22 protein-coding genes are annotated in these 16,900 nt (G+C 33.8%); 3 read left to right on the top strand and 19 right to left on the bottom strand.

What is annotated here, in order from left to right; translation table 11 throughout:
• The first annotated feature begins 52 nt into the window (after positions 1-52).
• The 3 genes from B2145_RS04225 to B2145_RS04215 all read left to right on the top strand — a co-directional run bounded on the left by B2145_RS04225 (position 53) and on the right by B2145_RS04215 (position 1,899).
• On the top strand, positions 53-733 hold the full coding sequence (locus B2145_RS04225) for a hypothetical protein (protein WP_291098659.1): 681 nt from the start codon (positions 53-55) through the stop codon (positions 731-733).
• A 1-nt stretch (position 734) separates the two neighbouring features.
• Positions 735-1,019, top strand: a complete 285-nt coding sequence (locus B2145_RS04220) for a hypothetical protein (protein ID WP_291098656.1) — start codon at positions 735-737, stop codon at positions 1,017-1,019.
• Positions 1,020-1,089: 70 nt separating this feature from the next.
• Positions 1,090-1,899, top strand: a complete 810-nt coding sequence (locus B2145_RS04215) for a type I restriction enzyme HsdR N-terminal domain-containing protein (RefSeq protein WP_291098653.1) — start codon at positions 1,090-1,092, stop codon at positions 1,897-1,899.
• A 474-nt stretch (positions 1,900-2,373) separates the two neighbouring features.
• On the opposite strand, the gene B2145_RS04210 is transcribed toward B2145_RS04215, so the two are convergent.
• The 19 genes from B2145_RS04210 to B2145_RS04125 form a co-directional block, all read right to left on the bottom strand.
• Positions 2,374-2,607: a hypothetical protein gene (locus B2145_RS04210; protein WP_291098650.1), complete on the bottom strand. Its 234-nt coding sequence runs from the start codon at positions 2,605-2,607 to the stop codon at positions 2,374-2,376.
• A gap of 73 nt (positions 2,608-2,680) precedes the next feature.
• Positions 2,681-3,673 carry a tRNA dihydrouridine synthase DusB gene (gene dusB, locus B2145_RS04205; protein WP_291098647.1) on the bottom strand — a complete coding sequence of 331 codons (993 nt, stop codon included), beginning with the start codon at positions 3,671-3,673 and terminating at the stop codon, positions 2,681-2,683.
• Between the two features lie 79 nt (positions 3,674-3,752).
• A complete protein-coding gene (locus B2145_RS04200) occupies positions 3,753-5,051 on the bottom strand; it encodes an AMP-binding protein (protein WP_291098645.1) in 1,299 nt (432 codons plus the stop codon).
• 97 nt (positions 5,052-5,148) lie between these two features.
• A complete protein-coding gene (locus B2145_RS17675) occupies positions 5,149-5,277 on the bottom strand; it encodes a glycosyltransferase (RefSeq protein ID WP_414654989.1) in 129 nt (42 codons plus the stop codon).
• Positions 5,278-5,406: 129 nt separating this feature from the next.
• On the bottom strand, positions 5,407-5,892 hold the full coding sequence (locus B2145_RS04195) for a hypothetical protein (protein WP_291098643.1): 486 nt from the start codon (positions 5,890-5,892) through the stop codon (positions 5,407-5,409).
• 2 nt (positions 5,893-5,894) lie between these two features.
• A complete protein-coding gene (locus B2145_RS04190; RefSeq protein ID WP_291098639.1) occupies positions 5,895-6,266 on the bottom strand; it encodes a 3-hydroxyacyl-ACP dehydratase in 372 nt (123 codons plus the stop codon).
• 319 nt (positions 6,267-6,585) lie between these two features.
• Positions 6,586-7,665, bottom strand: coding sequence for a beta-ketoacyl synthase N-terminal-like domain-containing protein (locus B2145_RS04185; protein WP_291098636.1), 1,080 nt, complete (start codon positions 7,663-7,665; stop codon positions 6,586-6,588).
• Positions 7,662-8,861 (bottom strand): beta-ketoacyl-[acyl-carrier-protein] synthase family protein, encoded by a 1,200-nt coding sequence (locus B2145_RS04180; protein ID WP_291098633.1) that lies wholly within the window; start codon positions 8,859-8,861, stop codon positions 7,662-7,664. The genes B2145_RS04185 and B2145_RS04180 overlap by 4 nt, the downstream gene beginning before the upstream one ends.
• Positions 8,862-8,873: 12 nt before the next feature.
• Positions 8,874-9,131 (bottom strand): phosphopantetheine-binding protein, encoded by a 258-nt coding sequence (locus tag B2145_RS04175; RefSeq protein WP_291098630.1) that lies wholly within the window; start codon positions 9,129-9,131, stop codon positions 8,874-8,876.
• A 2-nt stretch (positions 9,132-9,133) separates the two neighbouring features.
• A complete protein-coding gene (locus B2145_RS04170; protein ID WP_291098628.1) occupies positions 9,134-9,751 on the bottom strand; it encodes a 3-oxoacyl-ACP synthase in 618 nt (205 codons plus the stop codon).
• Positions 9,748-10,890 carry a beta-ketoacyl-[acyl-carrier-protein] synthase family protein gene (locus B2145_RS04165; RefSeq protein ID WP_291098624.1) on the bottom strand — a complete coding sequence of 381 codons (1,143 nt, stop codon included), beginning with the start codon at positions 10,888-10,890 and terminating at the stop codon, positions 9,748-9,750. The genes B2145_RS04170 and B2145_RS04165 overlap by 4 nt, the downstream gene beginning before the upstream one ends.
• A gap of 45 nt (positions 10,891-10,935) precedes the next feature.
• Positions 10,936-11,385, bottom strand: a complete 450-nt coding sequence (locus B2145_RS04160) for an acyl-CoA thioesterase (RefSeq protein ID WP_291098621.1) — start codon at positions 11,383-11,385, stop codon at positions 10,936-10,938.
• Positions 11,360-12,643: an ABC transporter permease gene (locus B2145_RS04155; RefSeq protein ID WP_291098618.1), complete on the bottom strand. Its 1,284-nt coding sequence runs from the start codon at positions 12,641-12,643 to the stop codon at positions 11,360-11,362. The genes B2145_RS04160 and B2145_RS04155 overlap by 26 nt, the downstream gene beginning before the upstream one ends.
• Positions 12,633-13,331, bottom strand: a complete 699-nt coding sequence (locus B2145_RS04150; protein WP_291098773.1) for an ABC transporter ATP-binding protein — start codon at positions 13,329-13,331, stop codon at positions 12,633-12,635. The genes B2145_RS04155 and B2145_RS04150 overlap by 11 nt, the downstream gene beginning before the upstream one ends.
• Positions 13,332-13,395: 64 nt before the next feature.
• On the bottom strand, positions 13,396-14,394 hold the full coding sequence (locus tag B2145_RS04145; protein WP_291098615.1) for a BtrH N-terminal domain-containing protein: 999 nt from the start codon (positions 14,392-14,394) through the stop codon (positions 13,396-13,398).
• Positions 14,394-14,798 (bottom strand): hypothetical protein, encoded by a 405-nt coding sequence (locus tag B2145_RS04140; RefSeq protein ID WP_291098613.1) that lies wholly within the window; start codon positions 14,796-14,798, stop codon positions 14,394-14,396. The genes B2145_RS04145 and B2145_RS04140 overlap by 1 nt, the downstream gene beginning before the upstream one ends.
• A gap of 40 nt (positions 14,799-14,838) precedes the next feature.
• The gene (locus B2145_RS04135) at positions 14,839-15,303 is read right to left on the bottom strand and encodes an ABC transporter permease (protein WP_291098610.1); all 465 of its coding nucleotides are present in this window, start codon (positions 15,301-15,303) and stop codon (positions 14,839-14,841) included.
• Positions 15,304-15,314: 11 nt separating this feature from the next.
• A complete protein-coding gene (locus B2145_RS04130; RefSeq protein ID WP_291098607.1) occupies positions 15,315-15,743 on the bottom strand; it encodes a hypothetical protein in 429 nt (142 codons plus the stop codon).
• Between the two features lie 12 nt (positions 15,744-15,755).
• Complete coding sequence (locus tag B2145_RS04125) at positions 15,756-16,889, bottom strand: beta-ketoacyl-ACP synthase III (protein ID WP_291098606.1); 1,134 nt, start codon at positions 16,887-16,889, stop codon at positions 15,756-15,758.
• Positions 16,890-16,900 lie beyond the last annotated feature (11 nt).

Genomic DNA, 16,900 nt, shown 5'->3' with positions numbered 1-16,900 from the left:
GCAATTATCAGATGATATGATGTCATTAACATCATCAGGAAAATAAAAAAGTATGGGATTTTTCAATTCATTAAAAGGTCAAGTTGGTAGAGATACTGGTAGAAGAATTTCTAATTCCATTTTTGGAAATAAACATGCTATAAAATATCAAAGAGTAGATGCGGATAATTCCGACAATGTAAAAAGAAATTTAAAAATTCAGAGAGATAATGAACTTGAAATTCTTGAACAGGAAAGAGAAAACAAGCGATTAAAACTTGAGGATAAAAGAAAATATAAAAAGCTGGAATATGAAGATCAGAAAAACAGAAAAGACGATTTAGAACATGAGAAAAATATTACTCAAATAATCTCTACAAAAGTTCCTCAAAAAAAAGAAGATTTAATTGATGTTTTGAATGAGTTATCAATGATGATTTCAGCAAATCCTTGGAAAAGTGCTTTGGAAGATGATAATAAAATTTCAAATAGTTATTCTGATGCTGCCCTCAAAAAATATGAGCAATGTCTTTATGTATTAAAAAATAGGTTTCCAAAAGAATTTGAAATAATCTACTTTGATAAACAATTTAGCAAATTTAAAAAACAATCATTTTTCCATAAATACAAAATTGTATTTGTTGGAGTTATATTCTTCTTAATTATTGGCGTAATGTCAATTTTAGAAAAAAAGGAAAAACAAGAAACACCTATAAAAGACTTTTTCAAATCTATAACTGAAAAAATGAATTAAAATGGATAAAGAATCTGACAAAAGAAGGATTGAAATTTATCGAAGAGATATTGTTAATCTGCGTGATAAAATTATCTTCTTTCGAGGTCTTAATAAAAGAAAAATGGAAGAACTGTCTTTAGAAATTAAAAACGCAATTTCCATTTCTAGTAAGGAAAAATTCAGAAAACAAAAGAAGACAGAATTAACCAAATTCACCAAAGAATTAGGTTTCTATAAAAAAGAAATTGAATACAAAAAGAAAGAAATTGAAAATCTTCAAAGTTCTCTAGCTAACTTAAAATAGAAAAAAAGCCATAAATAAAATTCAAACAGCTATAAATAAAATTCAAACAGCTAATAAACACAGCGTTATTATGACAAAAATTTCAATTAAAGAAATTGCCGATAAACTAGCCAATGAAGTCATAAGCAATGGAAAATCAAAACAACTTAAAGTCAAAACTTTACTAGGTCATTTTAGCTATAAGAAGCGAACCGAAAACAGTGCTATAAAAATCACAGAGCTTTTAGCGGAACGTAATGTTTTGTTAAGCCCAAGTATTATGAAATTTGGAGACACTTGGAATCTTAAACTTGATGACAGAGTATATCTATTGGAAAGAGCCAAAGAAATTATTGAAGTAAAAAACAAAAATGAAGAATTTGAAGTTTATGATTATCAATCGGACTCTTGGTTTGAGGAAATCCAAACGAAACAATTTTTAACAGAAAAAGAAGTAGAAAATAAATTCATAATACCACTATTAAAACGACTGGGTTTTGACGATGACGATAGATATGATGGCATGCCTGTAAAAGCAAGTATTGGCTCAAAAAAGACAGTATTAGAAATAGATTTCGCCTTATTCAATTCTAAAAATATTACGTTGGTTAATCAATCCCTTTTGATAGTTGAAGCAAAAAAAGAAGGAAGACTTCAAAAGATAACTGAATTAGAAAATTCACAGAATCAGGTTAAAAGTTATGCGTTTTGGGCGAGCTGTTCTTTTGGGTTTTTAACAGACAGTAAAATAATCCAAGTTATTGGTGTTTCTCACTTAAACACCGGAATGGACGTAATCTTTAACTGTTATCGTGAAGAATTGAAAGATAAATTTCTAGAGCTATATAAGTTGGCAAGTAAAGATAGTTTGTCAAAATTTTATGAGAAACTAATTAAATAAATGTTGATGTTTTTAGGAAACAGCTAAACGTTATAAAGAACCACATGACTAGAAAAAACTACAACCCAAAAAAATTGTAGTTTTTTTGTTTGTGTACAAAAGCAAACTAGGCAAAAGTGCAACTATCAGCATTTAATACACACAAAAAAGAGATTGTTGCTTTGTATTAAATACTTGAAAAATTATAAAATCTGCGGAAGCTTATTAGGAATATCTTCTTTTGAATGCCAAAATGCTAAAATAAACACTTCGTTATTTTCCCAAATATAATACAACCCATAAGGGAATTTATTCAACCAAAATATTCTGATTTTAGAATAACGGCACTGGAAACTTTCAGGATTTTTGGCAATAGTTTTGAAACCTAATCATATTTCTTTCTCTATTCGTTTGGCTAGAATACTGTTTTTCGAAGCATAAAAAGGAATTATGTTTTCGATTTCGACCGCTGCATTTGTCTTTAAAATGAGTTTGTTATAACTCATATTTAGATTTTAAAGAATCTAAAAACTCAAGTGCGTCTACTCCAGATTTAGGATTTTCTTGATGTTCCAATAACCTTTTATCTAGTTCTTTTTTTTGATTTTCTGATAAAGAAACGGGTTCGATTTCGTGCAATACAAAATTCTTCACTTTCTGAATGATAGAAACGTCATTGATGTTTTGAAGTAAATCAATTAAAAAAGATTTTTCGGTTTGAACACTCATAATCAAAATTATTTATAACAAATATAATAAAATTTAGCGAAAAAATAATTGACTTTAACTTTCTTGTAAAAATCTAAACAACCTGATAATCCGAATAAGCTTCTTCAATTTCATTCAAAACAGCAAATAATTCTACAGGAGTGCTTAGAGTAACCAGTTTTTGTCTGTATTCTTTAAAAGAGTGAATTCCTTTGAAATAATTAGAATAATGAGGACGCGTTTCTACAATTCCAAGCCTTTCACCTTTCCATTCCATTGCCCAAGTGAGGTGGTTACGAACGGCTTCAACACGATTAGCTACGGTTGGTTTTGCCAAATGTTCACCTGTTTTGAAATAATGTTTAATTTCATCGAAAATCCAAGGATAACCAATGGCGGCACGACCAATCATAATTCCGTCGATACCATACTCATTTTTATAGTGTAAAGCTTTTTCGGGAGAATCAATATCGCCGTTTCCAAAAATTGGCATCGTGATTCTAGGGTTATTTTTCACGCGTGCAATATGCGACCAATCGGAATGGCCTTTGTACATTTGGGCACGAGTTCGGGCGTGAATGCTCAAAGCAGCGACACCAATATCTTGCAAACGCTCGGCTACCTCATCAATATTGATGGAATTATCGTCCCAACCCAAACGGGTTTTTACGGTAACGGGCAAGCCGGTACTATCAATAACGGCTTTAGTCAAACGAATCATCAAATCGACATCTTTTAAAACTCCCGCTCCAGCGCCTTTGCAAACCACTTTCTTAACGGGACAACCAAAATTAATATCTATTAAGTCCGGTTTTACGGTTGTAACAATCTTGGAAGAAAGTGCCATTGCCTCTTCGTCTCCACCAAAAATCTGGATACCAACTGGCCTTTCATAATCGAAAATATCCAATTTCATTCGGCTTTTGATGGCATCCCGAATTAACCCTTCGGAGGAAATAAATTCCGAATACATCAAATCAGCGCCGTAGGTTTTGCACAATCTGCGGAATGGCGGATCGCTCACGTCTTCCATAGGCGCGAGAAGTAAAGGGAAATCAGGTAATTCTATGTTGCCAATCTTGACCATTTTCTTGAATTTGTGGCAAAATTACAACTTTTAGATGAATAGATACCAGATGAATAATAACGGACTCAGTTTTATAACTTTAAAGCGTATTCTTTCTATAGTCAAAAAAACGAATTGGCTTTCTGCTCATTGGATTAAAAATCAAGGAATTTAGGTATTCTTTGGTAGTAAATTCAATTTTTGGAGTTACCCTTAACTTAGCTCTGAAATGATCTTTTATTTGTTGTAAAAAAATTTCTGATTGTTGTTTGACGGCGATTTTTATTAAAATTTCGTCAGTTCCCAACTCATTAGTGGAAATTTCAATAATGTGGCTTTCAATATTTTCAAAAATATTCAAAACATCATTCATTGCTGGTGGATATAAAGTTGTACCCTTGTATTTAATCATTTGCTGTTTTCTGCCAATAACGGGCCCAACCCGCAACGTATTTCTTCCACAATCGCAGGCTTCTGTATGCAATTGCACAATATCCCCTGTTTTGAAACGCACTAACGGCATGGCTTCTATTCCTAATGTGGTAAATGTTAACTCACCCGATTCGCCATTCTTGACCGGCTTATTATTTTCATCTAAAACCTCAACAATAATTAATTCCGGATGATGGTGACCACCAATAGATTGTTGGCATTCGGTAAAAGCGGTGCTCATTTCGGTAGAAGCATAAGTCGAAAATAGCTTAATATTCCATTTATCAGTGATTTTTTTTGACAAAACATTCATCGAAAAATCCTGGTTTCGAAGCGATTCTCCAATGCAAACAGCTCCTTTTATTCCTGAATTATTGTAGTCGATATCATGGGCTTCGGCAAATTCGATAAGTTTCAATAAAAATGACGGAACAGTCACCAAATAGGTTGGTTTATATTTCAGAATGGAATCCCATTGCAATTCCGGAATCCCGGCACCAACACGGATTATGCCAACTTTCATTTTTCGCAAACCTAAAAAATAGGCCAAACCCGCCATGAATCTTCTGTCAATTGTAGTCATCAACTGCACGATGTCACCTTCTTTTATTCCGGCACAATCAAAAGAAATAGCTTCATTATAGGCCAATCTATCCAAATCTTTATCTGTTAAACCAAAAGTTACCGGTTCTCCCAATGTTCCAGATGTTGTGGTATAATCAATGATTTTATTAATAGGAACACACCGAAAATCGTCATTGTATTTTTGCAAATCTTCTTTTGTAGTGACCGGCAAAAGCTGTAAATCTTCAATCGTTTTGATGCTGCCAATTACAATATTTTCATTGGCAAAAAGTCTTTTGTAAAATGGCGACTTTTGATTGACGTATTCTAAAAGTTCCAAAAGTTTTTGCTCCTGAAAAAGTTTAATTTCGGCTGCAGTAGCGATTTCAATTTTTGGAATCATTGTAATTTTATTTTGATTTTTTTTTAATACTTTTCAATGACCCGCTTTTCCGGAAGGTTCGTGATTTCTTTGGTTAATGCTTTTTCAAATCCAGCTCTCAAAGCCATTCCTTTTTTGAAATTTTCTGAAAGATGGATTTAACTGATTGCGGATAATTTTCAAGGATTTTGGCTGTGTCATCAGTTGATCCGTCGTTAACAACAATTATATTTGAAATGTATTTCAAAATGGAATCCAGAATCCGTTTCAACGTTTTGCAGTTATAATACGTTGGTACAATAATACAACCTTTCAGTTGATTGATGTACTCCGTTTCAGATAAAAATAGCCTCCATATCAGTTATTGCTGCTTTAACTATTTAATAGTTTGCTTTTCTGCTGCTGAAAAACTTTTGGATTGCAGCATAAAATTTTTCACATACTCTTTTAAAGCGCCAGATTGTTCTTTGTAATGAGCTAATATAAAGTCTTTGTCTTCTTTCTTATTGCTGTTGTATTTTACAATTTTGGGAACGTTCCCCTGAATACTTAACCTGATTAACCGTATTTCTATGTTATTTGGTTCACTTACCACAGCAAATTCCACAAGCTTTGCCCCTTCTTTAAAATCATCAATCTTGTCTGCTATCTTCTTTGCAAATTTTGACATCAATGCTATCGATGCGCCCTTGTAGGCTACTAATGTTTTATCGCTTTCATTGGTAACTCCAGAAAGTTTTGAAGAAAAATTTTTTGAAAGACTTTCAGAATTTGCCGCATTGAAATAGCTTTTTCTAATCTCGGAAATATCCGGATTATTGAAAAAATTAAGGAATACGAATAAGGAAAATATCAATTTCATAATTATATTCTTTTATAAACACCGCTTAATTTTAAAGCTACTGTTTCATTAAAAAAGGTGGCGTTTTTTACTTTAACCAAATCCTCATCCGTTATTGTGACATCTAATTCTAAACGCAATTCGGGAGTTTTATCAGGATTAATTAATGCCATAAACTTAACGTTCGAAAGTGTTTGCAGTATCAATGGAAATTGTGTGATTTGTTCGGTCAGCTCTTTAATAATTTGCATCATGCAAACTCCGGGCATAATTGGATTTCCCGGAAAATGTCCTTTGAAAACATCGTGCTTTTCATTAATCAAAATGATAGCCAAATACTTTTGAGTATCGGTTTTTTCTAATGAAAGTATTTTATAAAAATCTTTTAGAAGCATGTTTGTTTTATTTTAGGCCAAAAGCATAGGTAGCTCCTATTTGATAAACAAGATTAGTGTTTTGTAATTTTGAAAAATTCAATTCTTTCAGCAAAAATATTGTTTTTTGAAGTAAAACCGATGTTTATTTTTTCTTTTCTTTTAGAGAAATGCACTATTTTAAAAAGTTTTTCGTCGCCTTTTGATATAAAAAGATAGTTATACCTTGTTACCTTCTTAAGATTTATAAACTTTATTTGTAGCATCTTCAAATTGCTCTTTTATCAAATAATGGTTTCTAAAAAGCAATTTTAGATCTGTTTTAAGTGTTGTTTGAAAGCTATGATTTCAGATTCAAACATTTTGAAATTAAGGTAAAACTATGATCAATTCCTTTGTATTGATTGTATAACAGTATTTTTTTATATTCCGAATTTTCTAACGGATTTACTTTTAAAATTTTGGGAATCTGCTGTGTTTTGATAATTTTTGCGCCAACCCATAATCCAAATGCAGACGCTGTATTGTACTCACCGCTTAAATGTTTGTAATATACCTGCGGAGTATTCGCAAAAGCGTTTTCAGAAAGTGTTTTATAATAAGAATCAAATTCTACATCTCCATTGTAACCTAAAACTACGGCATCAATATCTGAAATTTGCAATGAATTCGATTTTAAAAAAGCGGTAATTTTCGCTTCCACCTCATCAGCTTTCAGTTTATTTAGGATTTCAACATCCAAAACTTCAGCATACGTAAAATCTTGTTTTTTATCTTCTACAACAAAAAAAGTAGCGCCTTCACCGTAAACGGCACCTTTTGTAGTCGAGTTTAAAACTTTATAGGGACTTTCGTTTTCTTTTTTTATAAATCCCGCCAATTTGAAAACCGACATTGTAAAATCGGCAGTTTCATCAATCCCTCCAATTAAAATTGTTGAAGCTTCGTGTTCCTCAATTTTCATTTTCGCATCCAAAAGAGCCGATTCAAATGAAACGGAACCATTTACATACGTTAAATTATAGGCTTTGCATTGCAGTCCCAAAGCAATTTGGGCTCCAACGGTATTGTGTGTCGATTGAATAAAAGAAGTTGGAGTCAGAAATTCTTCCTTATCATCAAGAATTGCTTTTAAAAATTTCTCCGAATCTTCGATGCAACCCATACCGGTTCCGGTAATAATGGCATCAACGGTTTCTACCTGCGCTTCTTTCATAGCAAGTGCCGAAGCTACAATTCCGTTTTTCACGCCTTTTGCCATTCTTCTGATGGCGACCGGTGAAATAAAATCTTTATAAACTGGAACTTTTAACGCAAGTATCGTATCGTTTTCATTTATTTCGGCTTCTTCCAAAAAAATAGCATCAAATGTTTTTTGTGCCGAAATACAGCCTACGCCATTGATATAAGTCTTTCTCATTCGCTTTTTGAAAATATAAGAGAGGAACAATTTCCGCCAAATCCAAAAGAATTGGACAATACGTGTTCAATATTTTTATGTTTTAAAGTTGTTTGCGGAATCAAATTGAATTCCTCCATTGGTGTTTTGAAATTCAGATTGGGAAAAACCACATCATTCTGAATCGCCAAAACACTATAAACAGCTTCAATAGCCGCAGCTGCTGCTAAAGTATGTCCCGTAAAAGGTTTTGTAGAACTGAAATCCGGCACGTTTTCGTCTCCAAAAATCCTAACAATAGCTCTTCCTTCTGATAAATCATTATTGGGAGTTGCCGTTCCGTGAACATTGATATAATCTATTTGTTCTGGTTTTAAATGAGCAACCTGGAATGCTTTTTCCATCGCCAAAAAAGCGCCGTCACCATTTTCTGAAGAGGCAGTTTGATGAAAAGCATCGTTTGCATTTCCATATCCGGAAACCCGCGCCAATACTTTTTTATTTTCTTTTTTTACAATAGCTTCGGATTCCAACACTAAAAAAGCGGCTGCTTCTCCTAAATTTAACCCTTTCCTGTTATTGTCAAAAGGCATATTATTGGTGTCCGATAAAATCATTAAGGTCTTAAAACCGTTAATCGTAAATTTTGTTAAAGCATCAGTTCCACCAACAATTACTCGGTCTAATTTTCCAGCTTTAATCAACCGTGCGCCAAGCATAATCGCATTGGCAGCCGAAGAACAAGCCGTACTTATTGTTGTAACCATTCCTTCTAAACCCAATTCATCCGCAATTTTTTGAGCCACATCGCCACCTTCATGACAGCTGATGTATTTTAGTAATGCTTCATTTTCAAAATAGTCGTAATAATACCTTTCGGTCATATCCATTCCGCCAACACTTGTTGCAGAAATCAATCCCGTTTTGTATTCATTAATCGAAGTAATTCCTGAATTACGAACCGCTTGTTTTGCTGCAATTACTCCAAGCAAGGCAGTTCTTGAGAAATTATTATCTGAAGAAAGTTGGAGTTCATCCACTAATTGCTGATTGGTTTTCTTGATTTCACCAACTTTAATTACTGCTGCATGAACCGTCGAAATGTTTTCGATGGTCGTAATCGCAACTTTATTATTTACTAACGAAATAAAATTCTCTTCTACTGAATTTCCAATAGCAGAGATAATTCCCATTCCAGTTATGGCAACTCCTTTCATTTTAATTTTAGATTATTTTGTTCTGTTAGCTGAAATATAAGCAGCCATTGTTTCGATAGATTGGAAGATCGTTTTCCCTTCTTTTGGGTCAACCAATTTAATTCCATAATCTTTATCTAACATTACGATAAGCTCTAAAGCATCGATAGAATCCAATCCTAAACCGTCTCCAAATAATGGGTCATTGTCGTTGATGTCTTCCAAATTGATATCTTCCAAGTTCAAAACTGCTATTATTTTTTCTTTTAATTCCTGTTTTAATGCTTCCATAATTACTTGTTATATAATGTTTCTAATGATTCTTTTTGATGTTTCGTATTCCCTTCTGATGCGACTAAATAAAGGAAAGCTTTATATTCTTCGTCAAAATATTCGACCCAGCCACAAAGTACTTTATCTGCTTTTTTTATATTTATAAGAACGTTTGCATAATTCTCCATAAATACCGGATTGAATGCCTCAAATATAAAGAAAGAATTCTCACTTTTCAATTGGTGCCGGATACTAATTTCTCCAAGACAAATATTGGGTAATGTATAAACAAAAACGGCGGGACTCGGAAAATAATTTGCTGCATCGGAAATAGACTTTTGGTATTTCACATCGGTATCTAAACTCGATGATTTATTGGCAAAAACCAAGGCTATGTTATTTTCTTTTGTGTTGTCGATTTCATTTTTCAAAAGTAGTTCGGCTCCTAAAAAAGCAAGCTTGCTCAAATTATCCATTTTGAAAAATTTGGGATAATCTATTTCGAAATTTCGAAAGGCTTTCTTTGAAAAATCAGAGAATACGGTTGGTTCTGTTTTAAAAATCGTTTCCCCGTTCAGAATAATTTCGTTATTTTGAATCGTACAAAAGGATTTTATGTAGGTTTTGTTTTCTATCATTTTTTCATTTTTTCGAATAAAACTGCCGTGTTACAGCCCCCAAAACCAGAAGCCGTTTTCAGGAAATAATTGATGGTTTTATCTTCACTTTTTTCAATGATATTAATGGGTTGACTCACGCCCAATTCATCAAAACCCAAAGAAGCAAATAATTTACTTTCGAGAACAGATTGTATTCCGATGACGGTTTCCAGCAATCCGGAAGCGCCTAATGTATGTCCGTAAAATCCTTTTAAACTATTTAATGGTACATTTCCCAATCCTGATCTGTTGAAAGCAATCGCTTCCATTTCATCATTAAAGGAGGTTGCCGTCCCGTGTGCCGAGATATAATCAATTTGATTGGGATTTATTTTGGCTTCCGCCAAAGCACTTTCGATGCTTCTAAAAAGTCCTTCTCCAGTTCTTGAAGGTCCGGAAATATGATTGGCATCGTTAATGGAACCATCACCGATGATTTTTATTTTGGCATTTTCTTTATTGGATGTTACCAAAACCGCAGCTGATGCTTCGCCTAAAGTAACTCCGTTTCTGTTTTTTGAATACGGCTTACAAGGCAAATCGCTCATGGCCTGAAAGGAATTGAATCCTGACAAAACAAACTCAGAAATTACATCACCGGCAACTACAAAAATGTTGTCATACATTCCGCTTTGCACTAATCTTTTGGCCACCGAAACGGCCAAAATTCCTGAAACACAAGCATTGGAAACCACGATAGGTTCGGTTTCAAATCCGAAGAAATGGGCAATGGTTTTTGCTAATTGATGCAACTGTGCTTTCTGGATATTTTCTTCTGATGAATTTTCTAAAGCAGTTATATTTCCTTTTGTGGTGGAAAGAATAAAACCCGTTTTCCCGTCCAAATCCAATTTTGAATTTTCAACAATGGGTTGCAGTGCCAAAATCATCATTTTTTCCAGTTTGGAATATTTTTCAGCTGGAGCAACTTTGGCGAAAGCCTTATTTAATTGGGCTGAATCAATAATAGAAGCGTAAAAAGGCGTTTTTATCAACGATTGATTTTGATGCAATTGAATGCCGGAAACCTCATTGACAATATTTTTGACATTGGTGGCTACATCAAACCCGATGGGCGTGATGCAATTGGTTTCAGATATGAAAACTTCTTTTATCATATATTTTTTATCCGTTGGTTAAAACCAACGGCAATTCAATTTTCATTATAATAACAATCCTACTTTTCTCTTCCATTCTTCGTAAAATGGCGGATTGGTCAGCATTAATTCGCCTTTGCTATCCAAAAAAACTTGAATGGTTTCACCGGTACAGGCAATTTCATTATTGGTGTCAAAAATTTTATATCTGAAAATCATTTTGGCCGCTGGCGTATCAATAATAGTAGTTTCAATTCGAACCACATCGCCATAACGCAACGATAATTTATGCTCGCAGATTGATTTGACAATTGGCGTTGTAAATCCGCTGTCGAAAACATCAAGATAGGAAATCCCGTGATATCGTCCGAATGCTTCCCGACCATCTTCAAAATACGTGATATAATGACCGTGCCAAACGATCCCGAGCGGATCGGTTTCGTTGAATCGTACCCTAATTTCTTGGGTAACGGTCAAAGCTGTGGCTTCGTTAAACTGCTCTTTTCTTTTTATCATACAACAAGGCGAAGGTTATGGTAATTAGGAAAAACAAAAATAACAAACTTATTTCCGGCAAGATATCCAAAATTGTGGCATTACGTAATAAAACATCATAAAAAGCATTCAATCCCCAATTCATTGGCGAGGATTGGGCAATGATTTGCATCACTTTGGGCATTGCAAAAACAGGAACCCAAACACCTCCGATGGCGGCTAAAATAATCGTGGCTGTTGCTCCAAAAGGGGCAGATTGTTCTTGGGTTTTGGCAATAGTTCCTAATAAAATTCCGAAACCAATGGCGGCAAATCCTGAAAATAAAGCGACGATACTCATCAGAAATAAATTTCCTTCAACATTAAGTGCCGGCAAACCTAAATGTGGAAACAGGAATATTGCAACCGCGACCATCATATAAAACTGAATCATACAAATGATTAAATACATCACCGTTTTTCCTGCTAAAACAATCCCGTTAGAAACCGGATTCGTACGTAAACGAACAAAAGTTCCCTGTGTTTTTTCTTTTACAACATTGATGGATAATGGAATAACAATAAAAAATATAGCAAAAAGTGTCCATGCCGGAACGTTATGCTGAACCGAATTCGGGATTATTTCTTTGTCGTTTACTTTCGGAACTATTTCTTTGAAAGTAATAAAACTTTTTTGCTCAAAACTAGTACTGCCTTCGCCCAACTGTTCTTGAAAAGTAGCATAAATAGAATGCGTTTCTATTTGTGAAATCATTTTGTCAATAGAACTCATTACTGCATTTTTGAAATTCATTTGCACCGCTGGATCAAAATAAAGTTTTACTTCCTTTTGATTGATTATCTTTGAATTTCCCTTTTTTGTCAAAGTATCCGTCAATCCTAAACTGCTTACCATTTTTTGGACATTCTGGTCAATTTTGGTCTGCAAATCAGAACTTAAATTTTTCGGAATAATGATCGCTAATTGATATTTTCCCTTAAAAACCGCCTCTTTCGCTAGTGCTTCAGACAGCGGTTCGTTGTCAATTTTAGTAACAACACTAAAAATATCGCTTTTTTCTAAATTATCATAAACTGTTTTTGATACTTTTCCTTTGTCATTATCAACAAAAAGAATATGAATTTTTGCATTGGTAACTGTTTTGAAAGTACTGTCTTGAATTAATGTTACAGCAATTATCAATACCAGAGGCATTACAAATAGAGTAACCACGCCCCCTAAATCTCTTTTCAGCAACAGAAATTCTTTATAAATGGACATCCATAGTTTATATATCATCTCTCATTTCTTTTCCTGTTAATGAAATAAAAACGTCTTCAAGGTTTCTGGCATTTGCCGTTGCAGCAATTAAATCAGTCGGCGTGCCTTGTGCATGAATTTTTCCTCGGTCTAAAATTGCAATATCGGTACAAAAATCCTGTGCTTCCAATAAATGATGCGAAGTGTAAATTATAGTCGTACCGTTTTTGTTTAGTTGTTTTAGATAATCAATAATGGCATTTTTAGACTGCACGTCAACACCGACTGTTGGTTCGTCCAGAAAAAGCACTTTTGGGTTGTGCAAAATTCCGGCAATCAGGTTGACTCGGCGTTTCATTCCGCCAGAAAAGGTTTCAATTCGTTTGTCGGCAAATTTTAATAATCCAAGAAAATCTAAACTTTCGATTACTTTCTCTTTTAGATTACTGCCTTTTAAACCATACATACTTCCAAAATAAAGCAAATTTTCCCTTGCGGTTAATGTTGGATACAATGCATATTCTTGTGGCACAACGCCAATAATTTTCTTTATTTCGTCTGAATTTTTCGAATATGTCATATTATCGATAGTAAAACTTCCTGAAGTAGGTTTTACCAATCCGCAAAGCATCGAAATTAATGTGGTTTTTCCGGCACCATTTGGACCTAATAATCCGAAAATTTGGCCTTCCTTAATAGTCAGCGTAAAGTCGTCCAAAGAATACATTTCGGCATCTTTGTATTTTTTTGAAAGTGCTGTTATTTGGATAATGGTTTTCAAAATAGGCATTTTAGCTAATTGCTTTTTTTAATTTTTTAAAGAACTCTTCTTCTTTATTGGCAATGTCCAAAAGTTGGTCGGCAATGGTGTTGTAAACATCAACCTGTGTACTTCTGTTTTTGTAAATTCTTGAAGCTTCTACCGCAAAATCTCTCCATAAATCACCAATTGCGGTCATTTCTCGTGACAATTCTTTTAGTTTTTCGTTTTCTAAAACAACAGAAGCTTCCTGCAAAAATGCGGCATAAATAAATCTAAAACCGCCACCTCCAGTTCCTATTTCTTCCTGCATTCTGACCATTTGAGCCAGATAATGATTCGCTTTTTTGGTTCCGTGTTTAATCGGCCATTTTCTAATTTGTCTGGCTACTAATTTTATTCCTCTAACACCAATAATTGGTATTGGAGCCAACATATCGCGACAGGTATTCTTTATTCCTTTGATTATAGCGCTTTTTAAATCGACAGTTGCAGGAATTTGAATCGGATAATACATTTGTCCTCTTGGCGCAAAAGCTCCTTTGGCAAAACGCACTTTGTTTAGTTCTTCATGTGTCAATGTCGTTACGGTTTCCATAACCGGATCACTGATTAAATAATCAGTTTCCGTTTTCCCATATACAACCAAGTTGTGTGCGTTGAAATGAAACCGGTATTCATCCGGGAAATAAGTCAAGTTGTAAACACCAACCTGCAATCCTGTTGGAATATTGTTTTTTAAATTTTCGTCTAAAGCTTTATTAGCATTCGCAATGCTAGAAAACTTTTGTCTTTTTATTTTTAATCCTAATCGTTTAGCGAGTTTATTGAAAATTTGACCTGGCATTGGTCTATAACTGATTCCTGGCGCATAATTGATTTTGATAAATGGCAAATAAACAAAGAAAAGACCTGAACCAATACCAAAAACCATCGGTTCGCTAATATTCAAACCATTGTGCTTTAATAAATTGGAGGCAACTCCGTTTTCACAGTGCGCAGATTGATGATGTGTAAAATTGGTTTCCATTAATCTGTTTTAAAATTTCTTAATTCGGCAATAGAAATAGCGAAAGTTTCAGCATACTTCTGTAAAATTTTGTCACTTAATCCTGTGAACACTTTGGGTTTAAAATGTCTTTTTACACGCCATTGCCACATTCCAACATAGCTGGATAAAATGGAAATGTCCATTTTATGCAATTCCATAAAATAGCAAATCGGACTTACTTCATTATTTTTTACTTGTTTTTTTGCAATGGCAATGCGTTCATTAATCACTTCGATGGAATTAGAAAGTGCAATGGTTTTTGGTTCCCAACCCGTACTTAGAGCCGTGGTATAATTTCCTTTTTCATCAGTGGCATAAACCAATTCCTTCATGTTCTTTTCAGAAAGATTGCCTATGTCCTGTGGTACTTCTTCTTTTTTCATCTGTCAATTATTAATAAATCAAAATCCTTTCGGATCACTCTCATTTTGGGAGTGCTGGGGCGGGGCGAATAAAAAGATTAATTTCTCCTTCTAAAAGCAATTCCTTTTTGTGAAAGGTTTGGCAACTCATGGTACACAAACTGTAATCATCTGTTACAAATTTAGAAATCAATGTCGCTTTGGTATTTATTGTACTCTTCACCTTTGGAAGTGCAAAAATTTTTAATGTTTTTATAGCACTAATAAATCCAATAACATCAACGCCTCCTTTATCCTCATTGTTTTCATGCACAAAATAGTCTTTTGCAACAATTGACGAACAGGTTTGTGCTGCGTTTTCGATTAATCCAGCTTCTAAAAAAGTGTTATTCTGAATGAAAATATTATCTTCTTTTATTTCAAAAACGGTTTCTACTTTTTCATTATTAATAGCAATACACTTATCAACCATAAGCATTGGTGCTCGATGTGGTAAATAATTTTTTATGTCTATTGAAGTATCCATTCCTTTCAAAATCATTTTGCTAAAACTGTTTTCATCTGACCTTTGGCAATTTCAACACCATTTAGTTTTGTAGCCACATCAACTAAAGTTATGCCTCCAAATTCCTGAAGTATGGTAACCGTTGTTTGAATTTCGTCATTGAGTTTTGGCAGTTTTCGTATCTCAACATCTTTAATAGAACCTATGTAACCTGTTGGCGCTGGTTCCTGTTTCAAAAAAAACTGATATCCGGTGTGTAAAGCCACGGATTGTGCCATGTGTTCTATTAATCCCGATTCAACAAAGTTTCCGTTGTGAAAAAAAATATTATCGTTTTGAATTCTCAAACCGGAAACTAAAGAGTTTTCGGTATAAGAATACATTTTATCGACCATTACAAAAGGAAATTTTTGCGGCAACAAATTTTCTACAAAATCTTTATCGAATACTGTATTAGACACACCCACAGTCTTTTAGCAAACTGTTAAATAGGCCAATGCATAAGAAAAACGTCCGCTTTCTGGAATAGCAAGTAACATTGTATCTCCTTTTTTCAAACGGCCTGAATTCATTAATTCTTCCAGCATTAAAAAAGCGGAAGCAGCACCAACATTACCAACATCTTTCAAGTTTATAAACCATTTTTCTTTTGGCATATCAATCCCTATTTCTGTTAGCCGATTTAACAATCTGTCTTCAAAATAATAGGAAGAAATATGAGGCATAAAATAAGTAACATCTTCTGGTTTAACATTATTTTTTTCTAATGCCATTTTTATACAATCAGCTCCCTTTACAATTATATTTACATCTAAAAGTTTAACATCTTGTTTTATTGAAAAAACAGATTGTTCTAACCACTCATCCGACTTATAATCACACCAAGGTTTAATATCTCCGTTTTCTAATTTATCTCCACCGGCATACATACAAGTTTCCAATTCGTGTGCAAAAGAATAAGCTTCCATCCACTCTATTTTTAATGGGGTTTCTCCTTTTGGTTCATTTTCCAATAAAAAAGCAGATGCTCCATCAGACAACATAAAACGTAAAAAATCCTTTTTGAAAGCAAGTATGGGTTGCTCTTCGAGTGCTTTTAAATTGACAACCTCATATTCGAATCTGTCTGCAATCAACATGGACGAAAATCGCTCTGAACCTGTACAAATTGCAGTTTTAGAATTTCCGGATCGTACTGACAAAAAACCAAATTTTAGAGCATTCATACCGGCATTACAAACACCTGCCGATGAATTTAATTCTACGGATTTATTTTTAAAGAATCCGTGAACCATTGCAGCATGAGAAGGCAACAAGTAATCTGGTGATGAAGTTCCGCAAGACAAAACTTCCATATCGTCTTTTGTAAAATCATCGTCAAACAAAGCCTCAATTGCTTTGAATGTCAATTCAGCATTGGTGTGTGTGGCTTTTCCATTTTTATCCAAGGCATAATAGCGAGAAGTAATCTTATTATTTCTTAGAATCAAGGTTTTTACTTTTGATACTGTATTGTTGATTAAGCCCAAATAAGATTCCATTTCATCATTAGAAATTACTTTATTGGGCAAAAATTTACTTGTCTTTGTTATGTAAACATCAAACATATTTTTTAAAT

The organism is Flavobacterium sp. UBA5153 (assembly GCA_002413745.1).
In the GTDB taxonomy this organism is placed as follows: domain Bacteria; phylum Bacteroidota; class Bacteroidia; order Flavobacteriales; family Flavobacteriaceae; genus Flavobacterium.
The sequence above is the reverse complement of the archived record's forward strand: the minus strand, read 5'-3'. Positions and strand labels throughout refer to the sequence as shown.